Raw genomic sequence first — 23,798 nt, 5'->3', positions numbered from 1 at the left:
GGAGCGCGGTCCCGGGCACCCGGAGTCGCTGGCGGTCCGGCTCGGCACGGTCGACCGGACGGGCCCGGACGGCGCCGGGCTGTTGCCCGCGGTCCCGGTGACCGTGGGGCTCGCCGAGGCCGGGGCCCTGGGCCTCGCCGGGCCGCGGCCCAGGCTCGCCGGGCTGGCCCGCTGCGCCCTGTCCCAGCTCGCTGCGCTGCACGCACCGGACCGCCTGGAGATCGTGCTGATCGCCACGGACCGGGGCCGCCCCGTCGAGCAGCGGATCGCCGACTGGGCCTGGCTCGGCTGGCTGCCCCACGTGCGGCCGGCCCACGGCCAGGACTGCCGGCTGCTCCTCGCGTACGACCGGGAGCAGGCCGCCGCCCGCACCGGTGAGCTGCTGCGCCGCCTGGACGACCATGCGGCGGGGCACCGGCCGGCACCGGGCGGCATTCCGGCGCAGGGTGGATCGCGGGAGGCCGCGGGGTCCGCCGGGTCACCGGTGACCGCCACCTCCGCATCCTCTGGCACCGCCGGCGCCTCTGGCGTGTCCCCCGGCTCCACGATCTCCACCGTCGTCGTGATCGACGGCGACCCCGGCTCCGCGTCGCTCCGGGAGGCCACCGTGCGCCTCGCCGCCGAGGGCGCGGCCGCCGGGATCCACGTCGTGTGCCTGGCCGAGACGCCGGCCACCACGCCCGCCTCCCCGGTCGACCGGACCTATGAGTCGGCGTGCGCGCAGAGCCCCGCCTTCCGGGCGTGCGGCGCGGTGGCCCTGCTCAGCGGTGACGTGGCGACGGCGCTGCGGCTGCACCGGGCCGCGCAGGGCCGGCTCGTCGGGCACGGCACGGTCGCCACGGCCGACGCGGTCTCGCTCGCCTGGGCGGAGCGGTTCGCGCGGGCCCTCGCGCCGTTGCGCACGGAGGGTGCGGGCGGGCCCGGCGAGCGGCAGGCCCGGGTCTCCGCGCCGCTGCCCCATGTCGCGCGCCTCCTGGACGAGTTGGGGCTGGCGCGGGCCACTCCCGCCTCCCTGATGGCGCGGTGGGCGGCCGCCGCGGACGATCCGGAGTCGCTGGGCGGCCGGGTCTGGGCGGTGCTGGGGGCGGGGCCGCGCGGTCCCGTCGGGGTGGACCTCGCCGCCGAGGGGCCGCATCTGCTGGTCGAGGGACCGGTGGGCAGCGGCCGCACGGAGCTGCTGCGGTCGGTCGCCGCGTCCCTCGCCGCCGCCGAGCGGCCCGACCGGCTCGCTCTCGTCCTGGTCGACGGTCAGGGCGGGCCCGGTGGAGAGCGGGTGGAGGGGCTGCGGGTCTGTACGGACCTGCCGCACGTCACGACGCACCTCGCGGCCAACGACCCGGTGCGGATGCGGGAGTTCGCCCAGTCGCTGACCACCGAGCTGAAGCGGCGGGCCGAGCTCATAGGGCGTACGCACTTCTCCGAGTGGCACACCCAGCGGGCCGTGGCCGGGCGGCTCGTGGCGCAGCGCACCGGCTCCGCCGCGGGGGCCGGTGATCTGGAGGCGCCGCCCAGTTCGACGATCCGGCTGCGGCCCGGGGCCGCTCGGGAGAAGGCGGAGGCCGCGCCTCCGCTGCCGCGGCTCGTGGTCGTCGTGGACGATCTGGACGCACTGCTCGCGCCTCCGCTGGGGTCGCCCGGGCGGCCTGCCGCGGGGTCCGTGGTGCGGGCGCTGGAGGCCGTGGCGCGGGACGGGGAGCGGCTCGGGGTGCATCTCGTCGCGGCGTTCGCCTCCGGCGGGGCGGCGGGGTGGAGCGCGGCGCCGTTCGTGGTGCTGGACGCTCCGCCGGGTGGGGCGGAGGATCCTGCGCCGGGGCGTGGGGTGTTGCGGGGGGCCGACGGGCGGGACACCGGGTTCCAGGGCGGGCGGGTGACCGGGCGGATTCCTCGTACGGCTACGCAGCGGCCGACGGTGGTCGTGCTGGACTGGGCGCGGATGGGGGATCCGCCGGATCGGCGGCCCGTGCGGGAGCTTGGTAACGGGCCTACGGATCTGGCGTTGCTGGCCAGTGCGCTGGAGCGGGCCGCGCGGTCGGTGTCGGCCCGAGAGGTGCCTTCGCTGCTGTGAGGTGGGGCGGGGTGCGGTGTGCCGTGGGCTTTTTGCCGCACCGTGGCCCGGCCCCGCGTGACTGGTGCGCCGCACCGGGGTGCCGCCTTGCCCACCCTGCCGCCCCAGGCGGCAGATTGCCCAAGGCGGGGGCGGGGCCGGAGTCGGCCGTCACGGGTGGGGAGCCGTGGCAGGGGCAGGGACCAAGGCGGGCGGGGGCGGAGTCGGCCGTCTCGGGTGGGGAGCCGTGGCAGGGGCAGGGACCAAGGCGGGCGGGGGCGGAGTCGGCCGTCTCGGGTGGGGAGCCGTGGCGGCGGCAGGGATCGTGGCGGGGACGGAGTCTCGTGTTTGGAGTGATCTCCGTCAACTCCGGCCGCCCGTAACGACATTGACGCATCACGACCCCGTCACGATCACCGTCTTGACAGTACGGGCACCCTTGCCGGTTCTCCCTGGTCGGGCGTAGACCAGTGCGAACGGCACAGCGCTCAGTACAGACGTTCAGCCTTCAGGACGAGAACGGGGCAGTGATGCGCAGCACTCTTCGGACAACCAGGACACCCACCCTCCGCCGAGCCGTCGTGGCCATAGCCGTAGGCTCCCTGGCGCTTGCGCTCACCTCCTGCGGGGACGACGACAACGGGAAGAACGAGCCGAGTGGCGGCAGCAGCAGCACCAAGGGCTCGTCGCTCCAACTGCCCAAGCTGGACGGCGAATCGCTGGAGATAGCCGCCGTCTGGACCGGCGACGAGCAGAAGAACTTCAAGCAGGTCCTCGCGGAGTTCGAGAAGCGGACGGGCGCGAAGGTCACGTTCGTGCCGGCGCAGGACCCGATCATCAACTTCCTGGGGTCGAAGGTGGCGGGCGGCGCCCCGCCGGACGTCGCGATGCTGCCGCAGCCGGGCGCGATCAAGCAGGCGGTCGACAAGAAGTGGGCGAAGCCGCTCGGCGCGGACGCCCAGGCCCAGCTCACCAAGAACTACTCGCAGGGCTGGCAGGACCTGGGCAAGGTCGACGGCAAGCAGTACGCGGCCTACTACAAGGCCGCGAACAAGTCGCTGGTCTGGTACAACGCCAAGGTCTTCGAGAACGCGGCGGCCAAGGAGCCGAAGACCTGGAAGGAGTTCCTGGCCACCGCGCAGGCGATCTACGACTCGGGTGTCACGCCGATGTCGATCGGCGGGGCGGACGGCTGGCCGCTCACCGACTGGTTCGAGAACATCTACCTCTCGCAGGCCGGGCCGGAGAAGTACGACCAGCTCGCCAAGCACGAGATCAAGTGGACGGACCCGTCGGTCAAGCAGGCGCTGACGACGCTCGCGCAGCTGTGGGGCAAGAGCGACTTCATCGCGGGCGGCAACAAGGAAGCCGTGCAGACCGAGTTCACGAAGTCGGTCGAGCAGACCTTCACGGGCGGCGACCAGCCGAAGGGCGCCATGGTCTACGAGGGCGACTTCGTGCAGGTCAACATCCAGCAGACGAAGGCGAAGGTGGGGACGGACGCGAAGGTGTTCCCGTTCCCGGCGGCCGGCGACCAGGCGCCGGTGGTCAGTGGCGGTGACGCGGCGGTGATCCTGAAGGACTCCAAGGCCGCGCAGGCGCTCGTCACGTTCCTCGCGTCGCCGGACGCCGCCACCATCCAGGCGAAGCTGGGCGGTTACCTCTCCCCCAACAAGAACGTGGATCTCTCCGCGTACCCGAACGAGGTGCAGCGCACGATCGCCAAGGCGCTGATCGACGCCGGTGACGACTTCCGGTTCGACATGTCCGACCAGACTCCGCAGGCGTTCGGCGGCACGCCCGGCAAGGGCGAGTGGAAGGCGTTGCAGGACTTCCTGACGAACCCGAAGAACGTCGCGGGTACCCAGGCGACGCTGGAGGCCGAGGCGGCCAAGGCGTACAAGGACTGACGCGGCGATGACACCGGCCGCCGACAGCGGCCCGGCGAGGAAGGACCGCACGTCACCTGCGGACGACGCAGGTGACGTGACGGCTCCCCCCGGGCCGGACCCCCAAGCGAAGAACCGTCGTTTCAAGAGCGTGACCGGCACCCGAAGGTCGATCGCGCTGTTGTTCCTGCTGCCCACCCTGGTGCTGCTCGGGGCGCTCGTCGTCTACCCCATCGGGTACTCGCTCGTGCGCAGCTTCTTCGACCAGTCGGGCAACTCCTTCATCGGCTTCGACAACTACGAGACCCTGTTCACCCGGGCCGACACCAAGGCCGCGATCAACAACAACATCTTCTGGGTGGTGCTCGCCCCGACCGTCGCCACCGTGCTCGGACTGATCTTCGCGGTGCTCACGGAGCGGATCCGCTGGGGCACCGCGTTCAAGCTCGTGGTCTTCATGCCGATGGCGATCTCGATGCTGGCCGCGGGCATCATCTTCCGGCTGGTGTACGACCAGGATCCGGAGAAGGGCGCGGTGAACGCGGTCTGGGTCGGCATCCACGACACGTTCGCCGAGTCGTCCGCGTTCCCGAAGGCCCATCCGCGGCCGAACGCGCCGCTCGCCGGGAAGAGCGGCGGCCCCTACCTGACCAAGGACCCGGTGAAGGCGGGCGGCAACGTGCTGCTGCCGCTCGTCGGGGTCGCCGCCGACCAGATGCCGGACGGCGCGAAGCCCGCGAAGCAGGCGACGAGCGCTCCGAACAAGGTGACCGGCACCGTCTGGCAGGACTTCACCCTCGGCAAGGGCGCGGGCGGCATCAACAACGTCGACTCCACCGAACTCGGCTATCCCGGGATGAAGATCGAGGCGGTCAAGGGCGGCAAGGTGGTCGCCTCGACGTCGGCGGCCGCCGACGGCACCTTCACCCTCCCCGCGAGCGCCGACGGGTCGCGGCTCCGGCTCCCCGCGTCGAACTTCGAGGAGGCGTACAACGGCGTCGACTGGCTCGGCGACAAGAAGTTCTTCACGATCCACCTGGGCGGGTTCGACCTCTACCTCAACATCGTGACGACCTCGATCATGGTCGCGTACATCTGGATGTGGGCGGGCTTCGCGATGGTCCTCATCGGCGCGGGCCTGGCCGGCATCCCGCGCGAACTCCTGGAGGCCGCACGGGTCGACGGCGCCACGGAGTGGCAGGTGTTCCGGCGGGTCACGGTGCCGCTGCTCGCCCCGGTCCTCGCCGTCGTCCTCGTGACGCTGATGATCAACGTCCTGAAGATCTTCGACCTGATCTTCATCATCGCGCCGGGCGCCACGCAGGACGACGCCAACGTGCTCGCCCTGCAGCTGTACCGGTCGGCGTTCAACGAGAACAACGAAGGCCTGGCCAGCGCCATCGCGGTCCTCCTGCTGCTGCTGGTGATCCCGGTGATGTGGTTCAACATGAGGCGACTGCGGCGGGAGGTGCGGCGATGAGCACCGTCGACGAGTCGGTGAAGGCGAAGCGGTCGATCGCGGGCCGGATCGGCGAGAAGGTCAGCGGCGGGGTGCTGCAGTTCGTCCTGATCCTGGTCGGCGCGCTCTGGCTGGTCCCCACCATCGGGCTGCTGCTCTCCTCGCTGCGCTCACCGGAGGACATGTCGGCGAGCGGCTGGTGGAAGGTGTTCAGCAAGCCGTCGCAGCTGACCTTCGACAGCTACGCGAGCCTGCTGGAGAACTCCGACATCACCCGGTCGCTGGTGAACACGGCCCTGATCACGGTGCCCGCGACGGTGCTGGTCATCGTGATCGGGTCGCTGGCCGGATACGCCTTCGCGTGGATGGAGTTCCCGGGCCGCGACTGGTGGTTCCTGATCGTGGTCGGGCTGCTCGTGGTGCCGGTGCAGCTGGCCCTCGTACCGATCGCCAAGCTCTTCGGCGACATCGGCATCTTCGGGTCGCTGATCGGCGTGATCCTCTTCCACGTGGGGTTCGGGCTGCCGTTCGCGGTGTTCCTGCTGCGGAACTTCTTCGCGGAGATCCCGCGCGAACTCCTGGAGGCGGCCCGGCTGGACGGCGCGGGTGAACTGCGGCTGTTCGTCCGGGTCGTGATGCCGCTGGGCGGTCCGGCGATCGCCTCGCTCGGCATCTTCCAGTTCCTGTGGGTGTGGAACGACATGCTGGTCGCGCTGATCTTCACGGACACCGGCAACCAGCCGATCACGGTCGCGCTGCAGACCCAGGTACGGCAGTTCGGCAACAACGTCGACGTGCTGGGCCCCGGCGCGTTCATCTCGATGGTGATCCCGCTGGCCGTGTTCTTCGCCTTCCAGCGCCAGTTCGTCTCCGGCGTGATGGCGGGTGCGGTGAAGTAGCGGACGAGGACGGCGCGTTGAGGGGCGGACCGGGACGACCGGGCCGCCCCTCGTCCGTCCCCCGTATGCCACATCCGGCGTAACCGGATCACTCCACCGGGCGTTGCCGGGCAGTATGCCCGCGCCGACCCATGGATGTGCGACCTTGCCCCGGTTCAGTGTCATCGTCCCCGCGTACAAGGTGCAGGCATATCTGCACGAGTGCCTCGCCTCGGTCCTTGAGCAGTCCTTCACGGACCTGGAAGTGATCGCGGTGGACGACGGCTCGCCGGACGCGTGCGGGGAGATCATCGACGAGTTCGCGGCGCGCGACGCCCGCGTGATCCCCGTCCACCTCGACGAGAACGTGGGGCTCGGCCGCGCGCGCAACGCGGGCCTGAAGCACGCCACCGGCGACTACGTCCTGTTCCTCGACAGCGACGACAGCTTCACGCCCGGCGCGCTGCGGGCGATCGCGGACCGCATCAAGGAGACGGGTTCGCCCGACGTCCTGCTGTTCGACTACGCCCGGACGTTCTGGGACGGCCGCGAGGTCCGCAACCAGTTCGCGCACCTGCTGTCCCAGGAGGGCGCCGCGCCCTTCCAACTCGCCGACAGGCCAGGGCTGTTGAAGCTCCTGATGGTGGTCTGGAACAAGGCGTACCACCGGGAGTTCATCGAGCGGGAGGGCTTCTCGTTCCCTCCCGGCTACTACGAGGACACTCCCTGGACCTACCCAGTCCTGATGGCCTCCGAGACCATCGCGACCCTGGACCGGGTCTGCGTCCACTACCGCCAGCGACGTCAGGGCAACATCCTGGGCACCACGTCCCGCAAGCACTTCGACATCTTCGACCAGTACGAGCGCGTCTTCGAGTTCCTCGACCAGCACCCGGACCTGGACGCCGAATGGCGCGCGGTCATGTTCCGGCGCATGGTCGACCACCTGTCCACCCTCTACACCAAGCGGGGCCGGCTCCCCCGCCGCAGCCGCGCCGAGTTCCTGCGCAGGGCCCGGCAGCACTACGCCCGCTACCGCACCCCCGGCGCCGCCGTGAGCCGCCGCACCCGGCTGCGCCACGCCCTGGTCCGCCTCGGCTCGCACCGCACGTACCGGACGCTGTGGACGGCGCTGCGCGTCAAGCAGCGCGTCGGCCGGTACGCGGCCGCCGCCCGCCGCACCCTGCGGGCGGCGGCCCTGCAGCTCCACTACCGGATCCAGCTGCGGCTGCCCGTGCGGGCCGACGCGGCGGTCTTCGCCAGCTACTGGGGGCGCGGCCACGGCTGCAACCCCGGCGCCCTGGAGGAGGCGTTCCGCGAGCACGCCCCGCACGTGCGGACGGCGTGGATCGCGGCGCCCGAGCACCACCACACGATCCCGACGGCGACCCGGCGCCTCACCCCGGGCACGGCCGCGTACTGGACGGCGCTCGCCCGCTCCAAGTACCTCGTCAACAACGTCAACTTCGACCGCCGGCTGGTCAAGCGCCCCGGCCAGGTCATGATCCAGACGCAGCACGGCACCCCGCTGAAGAAGATGGGCCTGGACCTCCAGGACCATCCGGCGGCCGCGCGCGGCACCGACTTCGGTCAGCTGCTGCGCAGCGTCGACAAGTGGGACTACGTGCTGTCCGCCAACCGGCACTCCACGCTCGTCTGGGAGCGCGTCTTCCCGTCCTCGTACACGACGCTGGAGTACGGCTATCCCCGCAACGACCGCCTGCACAGGGCGAGTCCGGCCGACGTCGCCCTGATCCGGGCGGGCCTCGGCATCCCCGAGGACGCGGTCGCGATCCTGTACGCGCCCACCCACCGGGACTACCGGGTCACCCAGCGCCTGCCGCTCGACCTGGAGCGGATGCTGCGCACGCTCGGCCCGCGCTTCGTGATCCTGTCGCGCGCCCACCACACGTACGGCGAGCCCCTCACGCGCGCGAGCGGCGCGCGCCTCGTCGACGTGTCGGACCATCCGAGCGTGGAGTCGCTCTGCCTCGCGGCGGACGCGCTGGTCACCGACTACTCGTCCCTGATGTTCGACTACGCCTGCCTGGACCGGCCCATCGTGGTCCACGCCGACGACTGGGAGGCGTACGAGGCGTCCCGCGGCACCTACTTCGACCTGCGGTCCTTCCCACCGGGCGCGGTGGCCCGCTCGGAGGACGAGCTGATCGACATCTTCGCCACGGGCCACTGGCGCGGCTCACGCTCGGCGCAGCTGCGCGCCGCGTTCCGCGCCCGGTTCTGCGCGTACGACGACGGGCGCGCGGGCGAGCGCGTCGTCCGGCACGTCGTGCTCGGCGAGCGGCCGCAGGCACCGGGCCCGGACGCCGCCCTCCCCCACCAGACCCCCACACCCGAATCGCACATCTCACCCCACCCCACTGGGAGTTGACATGCAGCACGAGCCGTCCACCACGGCCGCGACCCTGCCCCGCCCGACCGCCCTCGGCGACGTGAAGGGCTGGTTCCACAACGTCGACCAGGTCCTCTTCGACTGGTTCCTGACCCGTCAGCGCGACCGCGCCCACCACGGCGACCTGCTCGAACTGGGCGTCTACCTGGGCAAGAGCGCCATCTTCATGGGCCAGTACCTGGCGGAGGAGGAGACGTTCACGGTCTGCGACCTGTTCGACTCGCCCGCCGAGGACCGGGCGAACGACAAGGAGATGAACAAGTCCTACAGCACCCTCACCCGGTCCGCCTTCGAGACCAACTACCTCGCCTTCCACGACGAGTTGCCCCGCGTCGTGCAGGGCCCCTCGCACGTCATCACCTCGCTCGTCGCCCCGGGCAGCTGTCGGTTCGTGCACGTCGACGCCTCGCACCTGTACGAGCACGTGCACGGCGACATCGCGGCGGCCCGCGAACTCCTCGGCGAGGACGGCATCGTGGTCCTCGACGACTTCCGCGCCGAGCACTGCCCGGGGGTCGCCGCGGCGACCTGGGGCGCCGTCGCCACCACCGGCCTGAAGCCGATCTGCATCACCGCGACCAAGTTCTACGGGACGTGGGGCGAGTTCGAGCCGGTCCGCCGGGAGCTGGCCGGGATGCTGGCCGGCCGGGACGACATGTGGCACGGCGCCGAGGAGGTCGCCGGGCACTCGATGATCCGGATCGACGGCAAGAAGGCGAAGCGGCCGGCCCAGCCGCCCTCCCGCCACGAACCCGTCGAGACCGCGGAGCCGGCGGGCCCCGTATCCGCGGCGGCCGCGCCCGTCTCGCGCAATCCGCTGCGCGCGCTGCTCGGCCGCCGGTAGTCCCGCTCCCCGGCTAGGGCCTGTCGTCACACTCCCGTCGTCGCCCGAAGGGCGGCCCCGCGGCGTCTGGTGCGTGCGATCGCAAGGCGCCGGAAGGTCCTGGTAGCGGAGCTACCCGGGCCTTTCGGCAACGCGGCGAGCGTGCGTGCCAGGCGCCGCGGGGCAGACGGGAGTGTGACGACAGGCCCTAGCGCTCCAGGAGCGCGAACAGCTCCTCCCACATCTCCAGGACCCGCTCCTGCGAGAACCGCTGGACGTTGATGCGCGCCCGCTCCCCCATGGCGTCCCGCATCCGCGGGTTGCCCGTGAGGCGCAGCAGCCGGTCGGCGAGGGCGTCGAGGTCGCCGGGCGGGGCGAGCAGACCGTCCTCGCCGTCCCGGACGATCTCCCGGACGCCCGGGGCGCAGTCGAAGGCGGCGCAGGGCACCGCGCTGGCCATGGCCTCCATGAGGGCGAGCGGGAAGCCCTCGCCGCGGGAGGACTGCACGAACACGGAGGAGGCGGCCAGGACGCCCGGCACGTCGTCGGTCCGCCCGAGCCACCGCACCGATCCGTCGAGCCCCAACTCCGTGCACTGCTTGCGGAGTTGGGGCTCATCCGCACCCGCCCCGTACACGTGCAGCTGCCAGTCGGCGCGGAACGGCGCGACCTTCGCCCAGGTGTCGAGGAGCATGTCGACGCCCTTCTGGTCGGCGAGGCGGCCGATGGAGCAGACGACCTTGTCGGTGCGGGGGGAGGGGATCGTGGGGAGGTGGGCCAGGGCGTTGGGCATGGCGCCGACGTTGTGCAGCCCGTCGGCGATCCAGTCGTCGGCGTCCTCCTGGGTGAGGGTGAGCCAGCGGTCGACGTGCGGGTAGTTGCGCCTGACCGAGCGGTAGCGGTGGCAGGCGCGGGTGTACGCGTACGACTCGTGGCTCATGCCGATCAGGCGGACGCCCGCGGTGTCCGCCTCGCGGATCCACTCCATCGGCCAGACCTGGGTGACGACCGCGACCGCGCCGGGCCGGGCGGCGCGGAACAGTGCGGAGAGCCGGTCGACGACCTGCCTGCGCTCGCCGAGCCGCCGCGCCTCGCGGCGCCGGGCCGCCGGATTGAGCCGGACGGCCCCCTTCAGCGGCCGGGGGGTGGGCGGATGTGCCGGGTACAGGGCGGTGATGTCGTAGCCGGGCTGTGCGGGCAGCCGCATCTTCAGCTCGTGCTCGTGCACGCCGATGACGTGCACCCGGTGGCCCGCGCCGGTGAACAGGCGGGCCATCTGGTGGGTCCAGGAGGTGACGCCGCCGAGCTCGTCGGTGGTGTTGGCGACGAGGAACAGGTCCCTGGTCACTTGCCTGCCTTTCGCGTGAAGAGGGCGTCGACGACGGCGCGGGCGGCGCCTCCGTCGTCGTAGGCGCCGAACTCGGCCGCGAACGCGCGCCGCGCCTCCTGCCAGTCGCCGTCGGACTCCTTGACCGCGGCGAGGATCCGGTGCAGTTCGTCCTGCGTCTCCACGACGGGGCCGCCCGCGCGGGTGCGCAGGTCGAAGTAGCTGCCTCGTTCGGCCGCGTACGCGTCGAGGTCGGGGGCGAAGTGCACCAGGGGGCGGTCCAGGAGCGCGTAGTCGAACATGATCGACGAGTAGTCGGTGATCAACACGTCGGCGAGGCAGAGGAGTTCGCTCACGTCGTGATGGGCGGAGACGTCGACGACGGTGCCGGGCGGGGTGACGGGAAGGGCGGCGGCCTCCATGTAGTGGGCGCGCACGAGGAGGGTGTGGGTGTCCCCGAACCGCTCGGCGAACCTCCCCACGTCCAGCTGGAGCCGCACCTTCCTGTTGTCCTTCGGTACGCCGCGGAACGTGGGCGCGTACATGACGATCGTCTTGTGGTCGGGGATGCCGAGCTCGGCGGCGAGCGCGGGGCGCGGGAAGCGGCCCTCGCGCTCGTCGCGCTCGCGGGCGGCGACGAGACGGTCGTTGCGCGGGTAGCCGATCCGCATCAGCCGGTCCTCGGGGATGCGGTAGGCGCGGGCGAGGGTGGCCACGTCGCGCTCGGAACGGACCAGGAAGCGGTCGAACCGGTCCACGGCGCGGGCCAGCCCGTCCCGCTGGGGGGCGTTCTGCGTCTTGTGGCGGATCTCGTCGAAGCCCATCCGCTTGTACGCGGAGCCGTGCCAGGTCTGGAGGTACGTGGTGTGCTCCGGCTTGTCGAGGGCGTGCGGGAAGCCCTGGTTGTCGACCCACCACTCGGCGCGGGCCAGCGCCCACAGATAGCGCCAGGACCAGCGCTCGACCAGCTTGGCGTCCCGGGGGAAGCCCGTCGGGTCCTTCGCGTACGACCACACGACGCGGGCGCCGCGGCGGCGGGCGACGAGCTCCTCGTGGACGGCCCGGGGACTGTCGCCGTAGCACCGGCCCATGTGGCTCTCGAAGACGACGCTGCCGCGGCTGACCGGCAGCCGGCGCAGGACGCGGCGGTAGACGCGCACCTTCACCCGCCGGCTGTGCAGGGCCTCGTACTTCCTGCCGAGCTTCTTCCACAGCTGCTTGAGCATGCGGGCGGGCCGGAAGTTCGTGGCGTACCGGGCGAGCGCGTTGGCCGCGCGGGCCGGGCGCCGGCGGGGCAGCAGGCACACGGCGAGATGGTGCTTGGCGGTGACGTAGGGCTGCCAGGTGTCGGCGGTGAGGCGGCTCAGCCGGGGCCGGGCCGGCAGCGCGGTCTCCTTGCCGGGCACGGTCTCCTTCTCCGCGAACAGGTCGAGCGGCGGCAGGAGTCGGCCGTCGACGGCGAGGACGAGGCGCGGGTCCCACACGCGGTCCCCGATGCCGCGCGGCCGCAGCGCCCGGGTGAGCGGGACGACGGCGCGCCAGACCAGCCGGTCGCCCTTGAGCCGGACGTCGTCGACCGGCACGGGCACCGTCTTCTCGCCCGCGTCGCGCACCTTGAAGTCGAGCACGGCGCCGACGACGCCCGCCCGCACCCCGTCGAACAGGTCGAAGGGCACGACGACCTCGCCCTCGACGACGAGCCGCCCGCTCTCCCGCCCGCACCGGGTGACCCGGTTGAACAGCCGGAGGTCCGCCAACTCCCGGTGCTGATGGCCGAGTTCGGTCACGTCGTACGAGGTGGTGGCGTGCGCCGCGCTCCAGTGGACGCGACCGTCGCCGCGCACCAGCGGGGTGACGACGGTGCCGGGCCGCTCCAGCGCGTAGGCGGCGTCCCGCACCCCGTCGGCGTCGCCGGAGGCGAGCAGCAGCACGGCGATCCGCTCCTGCGGCTCCAGCGAGCCCGCCGCGTCGGCGTGGACGAGTCCGTCCAGCACCCGCGCGTACTCGGCGACCAGCCCGGCCCGGCGCTCGCGGCCCACGGCCAGGAGGGCCCGGACGCAGGGCAGCACGTGGTCGGCGAGGAACGCTTCGGCGCGCCCGGCCCGCAGCGCCGGATCGGTGAGCAGGGCGAGGGCGTGACGCTGCGCGGCGGCGGCGGCCGGAAGGCCGGTGAGCGGGTCGGGGGCGGCGCGGCCGGTGGTGACGGTGTTGGGGACGAGCGCGATCCGGCGGGCGGCGAGGGCCAGCGCGAGCGGGTCGGCGGCGCCCTGCGGCACGCTGCCCGCCCAGGCCCTGCGCACGCAGTGGCCCGCCGCCAGCGCGTCCCGCGTCACCAGTTCCGGCGCCTCGGCCAGGTCCGTGACCACCCGGGACCTCGCGTACAGGCCGGCCGCCCAGGACGGGGCGGCCTCCTTGGCGCCCTTGCCGGTGAGCCGGGTCCAGCGGCCCGCGACCAGGTCGGCGTCGGTGCGCCGCGCGGCGGCGAACAGGTTGCGGCAGGCGTCGCGTTCGAGGCGTTCGCCGGGGACCAGCGACAGGACGTACGTGCCGCGCGGGGCGCCGACGCGCACCCGGTGCGGGTGGTCGGCGGCCAGGGACGCGTCGGCTCCCTCGCCGCTCAGCGCCACCTCGGTGCCGGCCAGCGTCTGGTCGAGGACCGATGCGACCGTGGCCCGCAACCGCTTCGGGTCCGTGCCGGGCGCGCAGTCCACGACCACGCTGACGTCGAAGAGTTCGGCGACGCTCCTCATCGGCGGCCCCCGTCCGCGACGTGGGCGAGCATCGCGTCGGCGACCTGCGCGGCGGCGGTGCCGTCGTCGAGGTCGCAGAACGCCTCGCGGAACCGGGCGTACGCCTCCCGGTGCCCGGCGACGGCGGCGTCCGGGTCGAGGAGCGCAGCGATCACCTCGTCGCTGCTGCGCAGCAGCGGCCCCGGCGCCTGCGCGGCGAAGTCGAAGTAGAAGCCGCGCAGGGTGTCCCGGTAGTGGTCCAGGTCGTACGTGTGGAAGAGCATCGGACGGCCCGTCTGCGCGAAGTCGAACATCATCGAGGAGTAGTCCGTGACCAGGACGTCCGCGATCAGCAGGAGTTCGGCCGCGTCCGGGTGGCGGGAGACGTCGCGCACGAAGTCGGAGGTGGGCACGGCGCCGCCGACGAGGTAGTGGCGGCGCACCAGCAGGACGTGGTCGTCGCCGAGCGCCGCCCCGGCCGCCTCCAGGTCGAGCTGGAGGTCGAGGCCGTAACGCCCGGACCTGCGGGGCTGGTTCTCCCGCCAGGTCGGGGCGTAGAGGATGACCCGCCTGCCCTCGGGGATGCCGAGGTGGTCGCGGACGGACGCGGCGTGCTTGGCCCGGTCGGGGGCGTGCAGCACGTCGTTGCGGGGGTAGCCGCAGGCGAGGACGGAGCCGGTGTAGCCGAAGGCGCTGCGCAGCACCGGTGTCGAGAAGCTGTTGGGCGAGACGAGCAGCGACCACTGGTCGGCGCGGGCGGGCAGCGTCGCGATGTACTTCGGGTCCGCGGAGACGCTGCCGAGCAGATCGCGGCCGATCCGCTTGAGCGGAGTCCCGTGCCAGGTCTGCACGACGTACTGGCCCTCGGCGCGCTCGAACCACTCGGGCAGGTGGGTGTTGGTGACGACGTGGCGGGCGCGGGCCAGCGCCGCGTACCACTCGGCGCTCCACAGGGTGACCGGCGTGGCCCCCGGTGGCAGCTCGACCTGCTGGTCGCGGACGGCCCACAGGTGCTCCACCTCCGCTCCCCGCGCCAGGAGTTCGCTGTGCACGGCGCGCGGCGAGTCGGAGAACTGGCGGCCGTCGAAGCTGGTGTAGAGGACGGCGTCGCGCAGCGGCTCCGCGCGCCACGCCGCGTAGCGGGTGCGCAGCTCGGCCTGGGCCTGCGTGCCCCGGTCGGCCTCCGGGAGCGCCGAGTGCGAGACGAGGAGGAGCCGGTCGTGGTGGCGCCGCTCCACGGTGAAGTCGCGGCCGCCGAGGTGCGCGGAGAGCGGCAGCGCGCTGTGTGCGGCGGGCGCGACGAGCACCGGAAGGCGCCGCTCGGGGTCGCTGTCGCCCGGCTCGCGCAGGAACAGGTACCAGCGGCCCTCGGCCAGCGGCAGCGTTCCGGCCGGGCCCGGCACGGCGTGCGGACGCAGGACGGCCTCGAACCGGCCGCCGTCGAGGGTCAGCGGGGCCACGGCCTCCTCGTCGTGACCGGAGTGCACGAGCACCAGCTCGCGTTCTCCGGCGTCCGCTCGGGCGTAGTCACCGGCGACGTGCAGCTGCCCGTCGGCCCAGGTGAGGGTGTCGGCGACCGGGCGGACGGGCTGGTCGCGCAGTTCGGTGTTGCCGTTGGGGTTGGCGAGGACCATCAGTTCGCGGCCGTCGCCGAGACCGTAGTGGCCGGGCGCGGTGTCGACCGGCGTGGGCAGGGCCTGCCACTTGCCGTCGCGCACCAGGCCGACGCCCCACGGCTCGGCCTGCCCGTCCGGCACGTCGTCCCCGGTGGCGATGGCGTCGAGCGGCACCCGCGCGCGGAAGGTCCGCCCCGTCGTCTCCGTGGTCAGGTCGTGGGCGGCCTTGGTGCGCCAGTTCTCCACCCGCAGCACCAGCGGGCCCGTCGGTGCGCCGGGCGCGAGCTCCCCTTCGAGCCAGAGACCGCCGTCCTCGACGCGGTGCCGGGTGAGCCGGGCCGTGAGCCGCTCGACGCGCAGCCGCAGCCGGCCGTCGGCGAGCACCGGCACGATGCGCTCGAAGTCCCCGAGGTAGCGCACCGGCAGCGGGCAGGGCCCGGACATCCGCACCGGCCCCGTGCGGGGCACGGGACCGCCGGCGAGCGCCGCCATCTCCAGGTTCCAGGTGGTGGAGGCCCGCCCGGTCACCAGCTTGCGCGGGTCGACGACGGCCTCGAAGCCGGACCGGTCGTAGCTGTGCAGCGTCTGCCGCGAGTGGTACGTCGCCGCCCGCTCGCGCACCGTGCTCAGCTTCACCGGGACCGCACGGCGCTTGCCGGCCCGCAGCCACGCCACGCGGGCGCGGGCCCCGACCCGTCCGGCCGGCAGGTTGCGGACGTAGCCGAAGCCCTTGAGCCGCAGCGTGCCGTCCTCGCCCCAGCTGGCCTGGGTGAGCCGGGCCTCGAGCGGCAGGTCCGGGCGGCCGATGCCGCCGACCCGGCGCGGGGTGCGGGCGACGACGCCGGGGAACACGGCCCGCTTGCGCAGCAGTCCCCGCACCCGGAACGCGCCGCGGTTCACCTTCTCGTACGCCATGAACGCCAGCAGTTCGTCGATCCCGGCGTGCTGGACGAGGTGCCATCGCACGCGGAGGGCGAGGGGCAGCTCGGCGAGCACGCCGGGATCGACAGTCGCGGCGAAGGCGCGGGCCCGGTCCAGGAACGCCTCGTGGAAGGCGTGCTCGCCGTGCGGCAGGGCCTGCATGAACAGCCACAGGTCGCCGGTGAGCACGGAGGTGTCGTAGCGCCGCTTGCCCTCGCGCCAGAGCGCTTCGGAGCGCGGGTCCTTGGCGGCGCGCGCCTGCCCGGCCCGCTCGCCGAGGAAGCCGCTCGCCGAGAGCACGGCGGCGGTGCGGTCGCGGACGGCGCGGACCTGGGCGCGCCGGTTGGTGATGGAGCCGTCGCGGTCGCGCCACAGGTAGACCGGCTCGCTCAGCACGTCGACGCGGGAGGCGAGGAAGTGCGCGGGCACGGTGACCGGGGTGTCCTCGAAGAGCACGCCCTCGGGGAAGGCGAGGCCGTGCCGGTCCCAGAAGTCGCGGCGGAACACCTTGTTGCAGGCGATGCGGTCGCCGATCAGGGCCCAGTGCTCGGTGACGTGGGTGGCGTCGCGGTCCTCGGCCATCATCCGGCGGAACATCGGCGACTGTTCCTGGACGCCGTCGACGCGCAGCCGGTGCACGTTGCCGGTGGCGAAGTCGGAGCCGGTGCGCTCCAGAGCGGCCAGCATCCGCTCGTACGCGTCGGGCGGTACGACGTCGTCGCTGTCGACGAAGGCGAGGTGCGCGCCGGTGGCGCGGCGCACGCCGGCGTTGCGGGCGGCTCCGAGGCCGGCGTTCTCCTGCCGGACCAGGACGAACCGTTCATCCGCGTCGGCGAAGGCGCGGGCGACCTCCGGACTGTCGTCGGTGGACCCGTCGTCGATCATGACGACTTCCAGGTCGTGCGCCGTCTGGTCGGCCAGAGAGCGCAGGCACGGGTCGAGGAACTCCTCGACGTTGTAGATCGGGACGACGACGGACAGTCGGGGTGTCATGCGCGGCGCACAATCCTTCCGGAGAACTGCGGGAGGCCTACTCGTTAACAACAGGCGTCGCCGCGCCCGGTCACTTGCACTGGGCCATACGGGTGATCGCACGAAGGCCCCCGGCGACCGCGCCGGGGGCCGGGACCTGCCGGCGGGTCAGGGCTTGACGGCGATGCGGCCCTCGTCCATGCGGAGCAGCAGCAGGCGCTCGCCGGTGCGCTCCAGGAACTCGTCGACGGCCTGGCGGGAGCCCTGCCAGTAGCCGTAGTCGTCGATGAGCAGCACGCCGCCGGGCACCAACCGGTCGTAGAGGTGGTCGAGTTCGTGCTTCGTGGACGCGTACCAGTCGGTGTCGAGCCGCAGGATCGCGATCTTGTCGGGTGCCTGGGCGGGGACGGTGTCCTCGACCTTGCCCTGCACGTAGTGGATGCGCTCGGCCGGGTAAGGGACCTTCTCGAAGCCGGACTTGACGTCGTCGAGACTGGCGACGGCCCACACCGGGCGGTCCTTGCCCTGCGCGGCGAGGAGCTCGGCGGCCGGCTTGCCGTCGCGCCGCAGGTCCTCGTCGGTGGGCTCGGTCATCCCCTCGTACGTGTCGAAGAGGTACAGGTCGCGGTCCGTGGCACCGGCGCCGAGCAGCGTCTTCGCGCACGCCTGCATCGAACCGCCGCGCCACACGCCGCACTCGACGATGTCGCCGGGGATGCCGTGCCTGACGATGTGCCGGGTGGCGAGGATGAACGCGTTGAGCCGCTCGGGGGACGTCATGGTCCACGGCTTCACCGCGCGGATCGTGTCCTTGGCCTCGTCGTCGTAGTCGACGGGGAGCTTGAGCTCCTTCGGCTTCGGCTTCGGCTTGGGCTGCGCCTGGGGCTGTGGAGCAGGCGCAGGAGGGGTCGGCTTCGGGGCCTGGGCGCGCTGGGCGGGCACCTCCGGGCGGGTCAGCTGGTATCCGGTGAGTGTCCGGAGTGCGCCGTTGACGGCTTTCTTCCATGCCATGCAGCGGGACAGTACGCGCAATTCACCCTTCCTGTCACAATCCGTCAACTGGCCGTTACGTCACGTAGGTTGACGCCGGGCCCACCAGCGGCGGGCGGGCTCCTCGACGTACCGGTACGCGGCCCAGGACAGGGCGACGACGACGGCCGCGACACCGAGCAGGGTGAAGACCGAGAGGTTCGTCGGGTCGGGCCTGCCCCAGCGGTCGAGGATCAGCCGGTTGACCGTCTGGTGCAGCAGGTAGAAGGCGTAGGACCAGGCGCCCAGCCGCACCATGACCGCCGAGCAGAGCCAGCCGCGCCGCCCCTCCCGCTCGCGCCCCGCGCAGGCGACGATCACCGCCACCGAGAACAGCGCGACCAAGGGCCGGACGGACCAGGCGAGTTGATCGGCCACGGCTTCGGCGAACCAGGCGTCCCGGTGGACGTACCCGACCGTGTACGCGGCGAACAGCGCGGCCAGGACTCCGGGCCGCAGCGGCAGCCGCAGCCCGCGGCCGACCGCGAGCGCGAGCGTCAGACCGAGCGCGAACTCGGGCAGCCGGGTCACCGGCAGACGCATCACCCACTCGGCGCGGGACGGCGAAAGGTGCACGGCGGCCCACCAGTTGAGGCCCCACATCGCGACGAGCCCGGCGGCCGAGAGGGCCAGCAGGGTGCGGGTGCGCAGCCGGTACGCGCCCCGGATCACCAGCGGGAACAGCAGGTAGAAGAAGACCTCCACGCTCAGGGTCCACGAGACCCCGTTGCCCGGGAACATCGGTACGACGTCAGGGAACCAGGTCTGCAGCAGGACGAGCGACGCGAGGAAGCTCGCGAGGTCGAACGGGACGCCGCCCCACAGGTGGAACACCCACAGGCACGGCACGGTCGCGGCGAGGTGCAGCGGCAGGATGCGGCCGGCCCGCCGCCGGTAGAAGACCCGGGCCGGCGTGCCGGACCGGTGCCCCCACGCCAGCAGGAACCCGGACAGGACGAAGAAGAACCCGACGCCGTTGACCCCCATCGTCGAGTACGGGAACAGGAGCGGGGCGTGGGCGACCCCGCCGGCGGCGCTGACACCGGTGAAGTGGTGCGTGAACACGGCGAACGCGGCGAGGAAGCGCAGCCCGGTGAGGGAGTCGAGGCGGTCGGAGCGGGGGCGCCGCCGCGCGGGTGACTGGCGGGGGACGAGGATCGTGGTCATCGCAGGGGGGCCTCCGCGACGACGACGGGAGCGCTCCGCACGGGGGCCAGGGGAATCGGTTCCGCGGTGGTGTCCGGCGGGCTGCCCGGTACGAGCGGGTGCGGGCGTGTCATGGCCGGTCGCGCGGCCGAGGCGACCCGCTCCGGGGTGAGCCGCGCTCCGCAGTCGCCGAGGCGGCCGCCCTCCGCGTGCTTCTCGTGCAGCATCCGGTCGAGCCGGGGCCCGGCCCACTCCCGCACCGCGGCGACGCGGCGCGGGCCGCCGGGGACCGCGGAGGCCAGGACGTAGTCGCCGCCGTCGTCCTCCACGTACAGCGGGACGTACCCGGCCGCGGCGAGACGGGCCCGGGTCAGCCCCGTCCTGCCGACCCACGCGGCGTGCACGTGGAGCAGCTCGGGCCGGACCTCGCGCACCACGTACCGCCGCAGCCCGGCCCGGTCGCCGGCGGCGTACGCGGCGGCGATCCTGCGGTCCGTGAGGCCCGCGAGGTCGACGACGCGGAGCCGCGAGGTGAGCAGGGTCCCGCCCAGGTCGGGCAGTGCGACGGTGGCGCCGGGGCGCAGGGCGAGCCGGTCGGCGTACGCGTCGAACGTCCGGCCGTAGCGGTCGGCGACCCAGCACATGGAGAGCGTCGGTTCCCGCCGGAAGCCCTCGTCGCGCTGCTGCTGCCCGGCGACGGAGAGGGTCAGCGCGCCCGCGAGGGAGAGGGCCAGGGCGGCCCTGGCCCGCGGCCGGGCCCCGTCCCAGACGGCGGTGACGGCGAGCGCGGCGACGGCGGCGCCGAGCACCCACACCGGTGTGGCGAACCGGTACAGCGGCATCCAGTCCGGCGCGAGCACCCCGTACGCGAGCAGGGTGAGGACGAGCGGCACGCACAGCACACCGACCGTCCGGCGCACCGGTCCGCCGCGCGCCACGACGGCTCCCGCGCAGCCGGCGCAGACCAGGACCAGGGCCCAGCCCGCGTAGCCGATCAGCTCGGACACCTTCGCCAACTCGGCGATTTCCGGGGTTCGTTGGGACTTGGCGACGGCGGTGTTCGGCACCCACAGGCCGAACACGGCGTGCCGCGCCAGCAGGAAGGTCCCGTAACCCGCCGCGAAGACACCGCAGTTGACGAGGATGCCGCGGACGGCTCCCGGCCGGCGCAGCAGCAGCACGGTCAGCGGGTAGGCGGCGGCGAGGACCGCCCCGTCCGGCCGGGTGAGGGCGGCGAGCAGGGCGAGCAGCGCGGCGCCTCCCGCCTGGCGGAGCCCGTCACCGCGGACCAGGACGAGGGCCAGCGCCGCGGCGGCGAACCCGTACAGGGCGTTCTCCAGGCCGGAGAAGCACCACACGACGTACGCGTGGTCGGCGGCGAGCAGACCGCCCGTGAGCAGGACGACCAGCCAGGCCCGCCCGGGCAGCGCCACCCGCGCCACCGCGCCGACGCACGCCAGCGTCGCGGCGACGCAGCCGAGCGCGAGCGCCTTCGGGAACAGCGCGAGATCGCTCACCCCGAACCAGGCGCCGTGGTCGAAGAGCCCCAGCACCCGGCCGACGAGCAGCAGCGCGGCCCACGCCGGATTCGAGTACCCCTCGACGGGACCGGCCCCCGGCTGCTGCACGGGACCGAGCCCCTCGCCGATGCTGCGGACGTACGCGAAGGTGACGGCGGCGTCGTCGACGACCCACTGCCCGAGCCCGGCGGCCCGCCGGCCGACGAGCGCGGTGCCGGCGAGGACGGCGCCGGGCACGGCCCACCCGCGGTGCGCCGCACCCGGTGGCGCGCCGGGGCGACGGGCGCCGGGGACGGTGGGCCGGGACAGGGCGGGGGGCCGGAGCAAGATCTTCATCAAGGGCCCAACACCCCACCGCCCGTTCGGTCACACGTGCTGGTCCATCCGGGGCACGGACGTGACCTGCGCCCCCTAGGGCCTGTCGGCACACAGCACCGGTTCGGCCGCGCGCGGGTCGTTCGGGAAGCGGACGGCGCCGCGCTCCCACGCGCCGGTGAGGTTGGTCCAGAAGCGGTGCGGGGTCAGCGGCGCCCGGGCGGCCGCCAGCATGTCCCGCAGCACCGGGCAGCCGAGGGCGCGCCGGGCCGCCGCCACCTTCGCCGGGTCGACGCCCGGCGGCGGCACGGTCCCGGGCGGCGTGGAGTCGGCGATGATCCAGGCCGGGTCGAGCGCCTTCTCGTGCCCGGCCTTGCCGAACCAGTACGGGTGGATGTGGCCGCCGAAGGGGCTGCCGAGGCCCATGATGTCGACGAGGCGGCCGTCGAGGGGGGTGACGACCCCGGCGTGCCCGAGGGCGACGGCGCCGAGCGCGACGGGGCCCGGCCGGTCGGCGCGCAGCGGCAGGGTGGCGAACCGCTTGCGGTACACGTACTCCACGACGAGCGAGCGCGCGCCGCTCGCCTGCGCCCTGCGCAGCTGCGTGGTGAGTTGCAGCGGGCGTGCGCCGTGGTCGCGCTGGGTGATCGGGTGCCGCTGTCCCGTGGTGTCCTGGTAGTTGAGCCGCTGGTTGTAGACGGTGTACATGGTGTCGCCGCCGCGCAGCGGCGCCTGCCACAGCAGCGCGCAGGGCACGGCCCAGGCGGCGAGCGCGAGCGCCAGGGCGAGGGTGGTGCGGCGGGCCGGCAGCACGAGCACGGGCAGCAGCGCCAGGAAGAGGCCGGGCAGCAGCATCCGCCCGTGCATGAAGTCACCGCCGACCCGCACCACGTACACCCAGGACAGCAGGCCCGCGAGGACGGGTGCGCCCGCGACGACGGCCCGGCCCCGCCCCGCCCGTGCGGAGCGTCCGCGCAGCAGGGCGAGCGCGCCGGACAGGCCGAGCAGGGCGAGCGGGATCCACAGCAGATACGGCGTGGTGAAGTCGCCGAGGTACACGAACCCCCGCTCCCACAACGGCTGTCCGGCCTCCTTCGCGATGGCCGGCATCGGCACGAGCAGGCCGTAGTAGCCCGCGCGGAACACCTCGTGGGCCAGCGGCAGCGCGGTCGCCGCGAGGGCCCACAGCGCGCTCGTCCGCACGCCCGGCCGGACCGTCCACCACAGCGCCGCCGCGAACACGACGCTGACCAGGGCCATGTCGGGCCGCACCAGCGGCCCGAGGGACAGCACCACGCAGGTCACGAGGTGGCGCCGCCCGGCCGGGACCGCGTACCCGGTGACCAGCAGCCACCAGGCCGCGGCGAGCCAGGCGAAGACGAGGGAGGTCTCCAGGCCCGAGGTGCCGTAGTCCCAGAACACCTCGACGCCGAGCGGCACGAGGACGCCGACGGGCAGCATCCGCAGGCCCGTGCCGTGGAAGCGGCAGGCGGCGCGGACGCCGAGGGCGAGGGCCACGGCGGTGCACGGCAGGCCCAGGTACACGGCCACGGTCAGCGGGTCGGCGCCCGGCCAGGACGCGGCGGCGACGAGCCACTGCCACAGGGTGCCGGTCGAGGTCTCGACGCGCTCCCCCGCGGTGAGGACGGGCCCGTTCCCGGCGAGGATCTGGCGGACGGCGCGGGTGTAGATGAGCGAGTCGTCGCCGGCCCAGCGGTGCAGCCAGGCGAGCAGCACGGCGAGGGCGGTGAGGGCTCCGGTCAGGGCGAGGTTCCAGGGGGCCGCCGGGGATCCGGGGCCGAGGCCGGGCAGCCGGGGTCCGCGCGGCACGGGGACGCCGTCCGCCGTCCGACCGGACCTGAGTAGCAAAGTGGGCATATCGGGCAACGTACACATCGGGTGGGGCCCGGCCCGGCACAGCGGCCCACCGTGCGGCGTGCCGCGCGCCCGTACGATGCGGCGCCCTCAGCCGGTCGGCTCCTGCACCGGGGCCGGGGCCGCCGCCGGCCGCGCGCACAGCTCCCGACCCGCCACCGCCCCGGGCAGCGGAACCCCCTCCACGCCCCCGACCCGGTTCGCCCACCAGCAGGTGACCCCGCGCACGAGCCGCATCCGCAGCGCCGGGTACTTGCGCGGGCGGCGGAAGACGCCGACGGTGTCGCCCCAGTAGGAGTGGGCGGCGTCGATCGCCGGGTAGTCGTGGCGGATGCCCTTGAAGGGCGGGAAGTCCGTGTGCGTCTCGACGAGTTCGAGCCCGGTGTACGCGGCGAGCGCGCGCATCCCGTCCGGGTAGTAGCGCCAGCAGTCCTGCGCGTCGTGGACGTGGCCGCGCGAGGGCGCGGTGATCAGGGCGGTGCCGCCCGGCCTGAGCACGCGGGCGATCTCCAGCATCGTCGCCCAGAAGAACGGGATGTGCTCGAAGGCCTGCCCCGAGATGACGACGTCGGCGCTCCTGGACCTCACCGGGATCCGGTACGGCTTGGTCATCACGCGGTCCACGTTGCGCCCGTCGAGCACGTCGACGCCCACGTAGTCGATGTCGTGCCCGGTGAGCAGGGCGCGGTGGGTGCGGACCTGCTTGTCGGAGATGCGCGACCCCAGGTCGACGACGCGGTGCCGGCCCTCCGCGGGCAGGTACTGGTCGACGCAGAGCTTCATGTGGGCGTAGGCGGATGCGTGCATGAGGCCGGTTCCTCTCGGCTCGGTTGCGTCGGCGC

The 23,798-nt window shown here is 73.4% G+C and carries 14 protein-coding genes; 6 read left to right on the top strand and 8 right to left on the bottom strand.

Translation table 11 applies throughout. The features are described from left to right. The 6 genes from RBJ77_RS12830 to RBJ77_RS12805 form a co-directional block, all read left to right on the top strand. Window positions 1-2,065, top strand: a 2,065-nt coding sequence (locus tag RBJ77_RS12830) for an FtsK/SpoIIIE domain-containing protein (protein WP_372345107.1), incomplete at its 5' end; no start/stop codon positions are given. A 509-nt stretch (window positions 2,066-2,574) separates the two neighbouring features. After that, window positions 2,575-3,954: an ABC transporter substrate-binding protein gene (locus RBJ77_RS12825; RefSeq protein WP_372345106.1), complete on the top strand. Its 1,380-nt coding sequence runs from the start codon at window positions 2,575-2,577 to the stop codon at window positions 3,952-3,954. A gap of 130 nt (window positions 3,955-4,084) precedes the next feature. Further along, on the top strand, window positions 4,085-5,413 hold the full coding sequence (locus RBJ77_RS12820) for a carbohydrate ABC transporter permease (RefSeq protein ID WP_372345105.1): 1,329 nt from the start codon (window positions 4,085-4,087) through the stop codon (window positions 5,411-5,413). Further along, a complete protein-coding gene (locus RBJ77_RS12815) occupies window positions 5,410-6,291 on the top strand; it encodes a carbohydrate ABC transporter permease (protein WP_372345104.1) in 882 nt (293 codons plus the stop codon). The genes RBJ77_RS12820 and RBJ77_RS12815 overlap by 4 nt, the downstream gene beginning before the upstream one ends. A 145-nt stretch (window positions 6,292-6,436) precedes the next feature. Next, entirely contained in the window at window positions 6,437-8,662 is a 2,226-nt protein-coding gene (locus RBJ77_RS12810; protein WP_372345103.1) for a CDP-glycerol glycerophosphotransferase family protein, read from the top strand. A 1-nt stretch (window position 8,663) separates the two neighbouring features. Then, window positions 8,664-9,527, top strand: a complete 864-nt coding sequence (locus RBJ77_RS12805) for a class I SAM-dependent methyltransferase (protein WP_372345102.1) — start codon at window positions 8,664-8,666, stop codon at window positions 9,525-9,527. A gap of 187 nt (window positions 9,528-9,714) precedes the next feature. Here RBJ77_RS12805 and RBJ77_RS12800 read toward each other — a convergent pair whose 3' ends face one another. From RBJ77_RS12800 to RBJ77_RS12765, 8 genes are all read right to left on the bottom strand, one after another. Then, a complete protein-coding gene (locus RBJ77_RS12800; RefSeq protein ID WP_372345101.1) occupies window positions 9,715-10,854 on the bottom strand; it encodes a glycosyltransferase in 1,140 nt (379 codons plus the stop codon). Further along, window positions 10,851-13,583 (bottom strand): CDP-glycerol glycerophosphotransferase family protein, encoded by a 2,733-nt coding sequence (locus tag RBJ77_RS12795; RefSeq protein ID WP_372345100.1) that lies wholly within the window; start codon window positions 13,581-13,583, stop codon window positions 10,851-10,853. Before RBJ77_RS12795 ends, RBJ77_RS12800 begins: the two co-directional genes overlap by 4 nt. Continuing rightward, a complete protein-coding gene (locus RBJ77_RS12790; protein ID WP_372345099.1) occupies window positions 13,580-17,092 on the bottom strand; it encodes a CDP-glycerol glycerophosphotransferase family protein in 3,513 nt (1,170 codons plus the stop codon). The genes RBJ77_RS12795 and RBJ77_RS12790 overlap by 4 nt, the downstream gene beginning before the upstream one ends. A gap of 147 nt (window positions 17,093-17,239) precedes the next feature. Continuing rightward, on the bottom strand, window positions 17,240-18,082 hold the full coding sequence (locus RBJ77_RS12785) for a TylF/MycF/NovP-related O-methyltransferase (protein WP_372345098.1): 843 nt from the start codon (window positions 18,080-18,082) through the stop codon (window positions 17,240-17,242). A gap of 60 nt (window positions 18,083-18,142) precedes the next feature. Next, complete coding sequence (locus RBJ77_RS12780) at window positions 18,143-19,267, bottom strand: acyltransferase family protein (RefSeq protein ID WP_372345097.1); 1,125 nt, start codon at window positions 19,265-19,267, stop codon at window positions 18,143-18,145. Next, a complete protein-coding gene (locus RBJ77_RS12775; RefSeq protein ID WP_372345096.1) occupies window positions 19,264-21,102 on the bottom strand; it encodes a hypothetical protein in 1,839 nt (612 codons plus the stop codon). The genes RBJ77_RS12780 and RBJ77_RS12775 overlap by 4 nt, the downstream gene beginning before the upstream one ends. 75 nt (window positions 21,103-21,177) lie before the next feature. After that, a complete protein-coding gene (locus tag RBJ77_RS12770) occupies window positions 21,178-22,911 on the bottom strand; it encodes a hypothetical protein (RefSeq protein WP_372345095.1) in 1,734 nt (577 codons plus the stop codon). A 135-nt stretch (window positions 22,912-23,046) separates the two neighbouring features. Beyond that, a complete protein-coding gene (locus RBJ77_RS12765) occupies window positions 23,047-23,763 on the bottom strand; it encodes a methyltransferase domain-containing protein (protein WP_372345094.1) in 717 nt (238 codons plus the stop codon). Window positions 23,764-23,798: the final 35 nt, after the last annotated feature.

The sequence above is a fragment of the Streptomyces sp. KL116D genome (assembly GCF_030766975.1).
Lineage (GTDB): Bacteria > Actinomycetota > Actinomycetes > Streptomycetales > Streptomycetaceae > Streptomyces > Streptomyces longispororuber_A.
The sequence above is the reverse complement of the archived record's forward strand: the minus strand, read 5'-3'. Positions and strand labels throughout refer to the sequence as shown.